Here is a 3,450-nt window from a genome sequence, read left to right on the forward strand (position 1 = left end):
CCGCAGCACCTTTTCCCGCGTTGCCGGCGCGACGCTGGCGCCCGGCGTAAACGTGCGGGAAACGGCCGAGCGGGAGACGCCGGCAAGGCGGGCGACCTGTTCGGCGCTGACAAAGCGCATCCGTTTTTCGTCCTTCATGCTTTCCTCAATGCCCCACGCGCGAAAGGACGTCCGCCTTCAGGAATCGCTCGACGATCAACATGAACACCAGAGAGGGAACGAGCAGCAAGAGGGCGGTGATCGATGCGATCTGATAATTTCCGCCGGCGGCGGTCGTGTAGAGCAAGAGCGGCAGCATGTTCACATCCGGCGCGCCGACGAAATAGCTGCCGGTGAATTCGTCGAGCGATTCCAGGAAAACGAAGATGGCGCTCGCCATCAGGCCGGGGGCCGCCAGCGGCAGGGTCACGTCGAGGAACGCCCGGAAGGCTCCGGCGCCGATATTGCGGGCCGCCTGTTCGAGTTCCGCATCGATCGCCGAAAAGGCGGCCGTCGCGATCCACACCGCATAAACGAGGCCGTGCGAGACGTGGACCAGCACGACACCCGGAATGGTGCCGTTGAGCCTGATCTCGTAGAATATGCGGGCGATGTTCACATAGACCGTCAGGTTCGGAAAGGCCTGCGGTATGAGAAAGGCGAGCAGGATGAGGCCGCGAAACGGCAGTTTCAGCCGCGCCAGCGCGTAGCCGGCAGGGATCGCCAGCAACAGCGAGACGACGACGGTGAGCAACGCCACGATCAGCGAATTGGTGAGCGATTCCATCGCGCCGCCGCGCGGCGCGAACACTTTTGCCCAGGAACTGAAGCCGTATTCCAGCGGCAGGCTGTAGGGGAAATACCACTTCTCAGCCACCGTCCAGATCAGCAGGTTGAACAGCGGCCCGAAGATGAAGAAGGCCATCAACCCGAAGATGATGCCGCGCGGCACCCACCAGAGGGCGGCGAGAGGATTGCGGGCGGCGGGATTATGGGCGGCTGTCATGCGCGCTCCTTGAGGCTGGCGCGCAGGTAGATCCATGCAACGGAGGCGGCGAGCACGAGCGAGATCAGGCCAAGTGCATTGGCGACGCCGTAATCCCCGTAGGAATTGACCCGGAAGGCGATATCGGCGGTCAGCATGGTCGGCGACTGGGCGTTGATCATCAGCGGCACCGAGAGAACCGACATCATGGTGACGAAGGAAAGGATGAGGCCGACCGTCAGCGTCATCGCCACCTGCGGCACGACGATTTCGAGCAGCAGGCGCAGCCGTGAGGCACCGAGATTGCGGGCCGCCTCGATCGTGTCGCGGTTGATGGAGGCCATGGCGCCGGCGACGAGCAGCGCCACGAACGGCGTCTGCTTCCAGACGAAGGCGATGACGATGCCGCGCCAATCGAGAAAACTCACCGCATCGAGCGGCGTCAGCAGGCCGAGATTGATGAAGGTGTTGTTCATCATGCCGTTCTTGGAGAGGAACGTGCGGAGAATCTGGCCGACGACGATGAAGGGAATGAACATCGGCCAGCGATAGAGCCAGCGCAGGATGGCGACCGCGACCGGATGTTCGCCGAGCGTCAGATAACCACCGATCGCGATCGAGGCGATGCCGATCAGCACCGTCGACAGGCTGACGATCACGACGGTGAAGATGATGTCCTTGGTATAGAGGTCGAAGGTCTTGGTGAAATTGCCCCAGCCGAATGCCCCCTCCACCTGGAAGGCGCCGACCGCCGACATGATCAGCGGCAGGATGAAGAGAAAGGCGATCACCGCGAGTGCCGGCAGCACGAGAAGGAGACCGAGGAGGCGTTTTGGCATGGGGTTCACGCTCGCTGAAGTTTGCCCCTCACCCTAACCCTCTCCCCGCATGCGGGGAGAGGGAACGTGCCCCACCCGACCGTCAATCGGGCGGAGAGGGCGCGGCATTGGTCCTTCTCCCCGCGAGCGGGGAGAAGGTGCCGGCAGGCGGATGAGGGGCAGACGCTGACTGTTTACTTCACGGACTTCTCATAAGCTTCGAGGATCGCGGTGTTGTAGGGCGCGATCGGGAAGGGCTTGCCCTTGGCGGCAAGGTCGGCCGGCGAGATGTCGACGAACAGCTTGTTCCAGGTGGCGTCGTCGAGTTCGACCTTCACCTTGTCCGCATCGATGCCCGGATACCAGTTGAAGCGCTTGACGATGCCTTCGGCCTGGACCTTGGGGCTGGTGGCGAGCGCAATGAACTTCTCGGCCAGCGCCTTGTGGGCAGCCTTTTCCGGCAGGACGTAATGCATAGGCTGGCCCGGCATGCCCGGAGCCGGCAGAACCAGCTTCATGGTCGGCGGCAACTGGCCGTTGGCCTGCCAGGAGTAGAACATGTCGACCCAGACCGGGCCCATGGCGATTTCGCCGCGCGACAGCAGGTCGAGCGTACCGGCGTTGCCGGGCGTCAGCGTTGCATTGGTGGTGAAGTCGGCGAGGCTCTTGAAGGCCGCATCCCACTTCTTGGTTTCTTCTTCCTTGAACGGGCCGTTCATCAGGGTGTTGGCATCGCCGCCACCGAAGGCGTAAATCCAGCCCATGACGAACGAGACGCCGGAAGCGCCGCCCTTGATGCCGTTATAACCGAATTGCTTCGGATGGGCCTTGGCCCAGTCTGCGAGTTCCGCATAGGACTTCGGCGGGTTCGGAACGAGCGCAGGGTTGTAGGCGATCGCGGTCTGGCTGTTGAACATCGGCATGACATAACCGTCGACATTGGTGCCGAGCGCCATCTTGGCGTTGTCGCGCGACACGAGCTTGCCGGTGTCGATGTCGCCGCGATACTTGTCGAGATAGCTCTTGGTCACCATCGGGCCGACGAATTTTTCGTGCACGACGGCAACATCGACGTCCCACTTATCGGACTTGGCGGCAGACTGAGCGTCGAAACGCTCCAGGATCTTCTGCGAACCGGCATCGCCGGGGCCGGTGCCGACGGCGCGAACCGTGTTGCCCGGATAGGTCTTCTCGAAAAGCGGTCCGAGATACTGGTTGATGTAATCGACCATGTTCTGGTCGCCGGCGGTCGCAACCGTCAGCTCTTCGGCATGAACCGGAAGGGCTGCGAAAGCGACGGCGAAGGCTGCGTAGGACATCTTGTTCATGAGTGCTTCTCCGTGAGTTGAAAAGGCAGAGGTATCGAAAGGTCAGGCGTGGACTTTCCCGGATGGCGCCCGGGAAATAGGGGAGGCCGAAGCAGCCTCCGGCGAACCGAACAGAAAGAGCGCCTCAGCCGGCACGAACACGGCGACGCGGGCGCCCGGCTCGAAGGCACGCTCGGCATCGGCCATGATCTCGTGATCGCCGAGTTTGACGACATGACGCCAATGGCCGCCGGGATAGCTGACGGCGGCGACCTCGCCCCCGAAGGTGATGCCGGGGCCGATCACGGCGATATCGTCGCTCGAAAAAAGGCGCGCGGCCTCCGGGCGGAAGCGAGCTTCG

At 62.8% G+C, this 3,450-nt stretch carries 5 protein-coding genes; all 5 read right to left on the minus strand.

Annotated features, from left to right (window positions below; translation table 11 throughout):
• A partial coding sequence (locus tag MOV61_RS29120; protein WP_247139079.1) for a LacI family DNA-binding transcriptional regulator occupies positions 1-138 on the minus strand: 138 nt, incomplete at its 3' end.
• A 7-nt stretch (positions 139-145) separates the two neighbouring features.
• A complete protein-coding gene (locus MOV61_RS29125) occupies positions 146-985 on the minus strand; it encodes an ABC transporter permease (RefSeq protein ID WP_247139077.1) in 840 nt (279 codons plus the stop codon).
• The gene (locus MOV61_RS29130) at positions 982-1,803 is read right to left on the minus strand and encodes an ABC transporter permease (protein WP_038547632.1); all 822 of its coding nucleotides are present in this window, start codon (positions 1,801-1,803) and stop codon (positions 982-984) included. The genes MOV61_RS29125 and MOV61_RS29130 overlap by 4 nt, the downstream gene beginning before the upstream one ends.
• A 173-nt stretch (positions 1,804-1,976) precedes the next feature.
• The gene (locus tag MOV61_RS29135; protein WP_038547630.1) at positions 1,977-3,110 is read right to left on the minus strand and encodes an extracellular solute-binding protein; all 1,134 of its coding nucleotides are present in this window, start codon (positions 3,108-3,110) and stop codon (positions 1,977-1,979) included.
• Between the two features lie 42 nt (positions 3,111-3,152).
• The coding region (locus MOV61_RS29140; protein WP_247139078.1) for a TOBE domain-containing protein at positions 3,153-3,450 on the minus strand (298 nt) is incomplete at its 5' end.

Origin of the sequence: Neorhizobium sp. BETTINA12A (genome assembly GCF_023006485.1) — a bacterium.
GTDB lineage: Bacteria > Pseudomonadota > Alphaproteobacteria > Rhizobiales > Rhizobiaceae > Neorhizobium.

Bases quoted from the DNA above. Each gene is read 5' to 3' on its own strand.
- MOV61_RS29125 (WP_247139077.1), bottom strand. From the start codon at position 985: ATGACAGCCGCCCATAATCCCGCCGCCCGCAATCCTCTCGCCGCCCTC.
- MOV61_RS29135 (WP_038547630.1), bottom strand. From the start codon at position 3,110: ATGAACAAGATGTCCTACGCAGCCTTCGCCGTCGCTTTCGCAGCCCTT.
- MOV61_RS29130 (WP_038547632.1), bottom strand. From the start codon at position 1,803: ATGCCAAAACGCCTCCTCGGTCTCCTTCTCGTGCTGCCGGCACTCGCG.